The 912-nt window shown below is 64.3% G+C and carries 1 protein-coding gene; it reads left to right on the forward strand.

The features are described from left to right. Positions 1 to 912 (forward strand): P-type conjugative transfer ATPase TrbB (trbB, locus tag EOA78_RS35585; protein WP_127320372.1); only part of this gene is annotated, 912 nt, incomplete at both ends.

Here is a 912-nt window from a genome sequence, read left to right on the forward strand (position 1 = left end):
GCGACCAACTCTGCGTCGCACTCGACGACGCGACGGTGGTCGAGATTATGCTCAATCCCGATGGCAAGCTTTTTATCGAACGTCTGGGACATGGCGTCGCTTCGGCGGGCGCGATGAGCCCGGCCGCGGCGGAGGTGATCATCGGCAGCGTCGCCCACGCGCTACAATCGGAGGCCGACGACGAGCAGCCGATCATCTCCGGCGAACTGCCGATTGGGGGGCACCGCTTCGAGGGCCTGCTGCCGCCCGTCGTTTCCGGACCGGCCTTCACGATCCGGCGGCGCGCGTCGCGGGTGATACCGCTTTGCGACTACGTAAAGTCGAAGGTTATGACCGAGGCGCAGGCCTCTGTCCTGCGCAGCGCGATCGCCTCTCGCATGAACATCGTGATCTCCGGCGGCACGGGCTCGGGCAAGACGACCCTTGCCAATGCGGTCATCGCCGAAATCGTCGCCAATGCTCCGGACGATCGGATGGTCATTCTGGAAGACACCGCCGAGATCCAATGCGCAGCCGAAAACGCGGTATCACTTCACACAAGCGACACGATCGACATGGCACGGCTTCTGAAGAGCACCATGCGTTTGCGGCCTGACCGTATCATTGTCGGCGAGGTCCGCGACGGCGCGGCGCTCACGCTGCTCAAGGCGTGGAACACCGGGCACCCGGGCGGCGTCACCACCATTCACTCGAACACGGCAATGTCGGCCCTGCGCCGGCTCGAGCAGCTGACCGCGGAAGCGAGCCAGCAACCCATGCAGGAGGTGATCGGAGAGGCCGTCGATCTTGTCGTTTCCATAGAACGGACGGGGAGGGGGAGGCGGGTCCGCGAGCTTATCCACGTCGAGGGCTTCAGCAACTCCCGATACCGGACCGAACACTACGCCCAGATCGATGAGGACAGCCATGTCG

Origin of the sequence: Mesorhizobium sp. M5C.F.Cr.IN.023.01.1.1 (assembly GCF_003997585.1) — a bacterium.
Classification (GTDB): Bacteria; Pseudomonadota; Alphaproteobacteria; order Rhizobiales; family Rhizobiaceae; genus Mesorhizobium; species Mesorhizobium wenxiniae.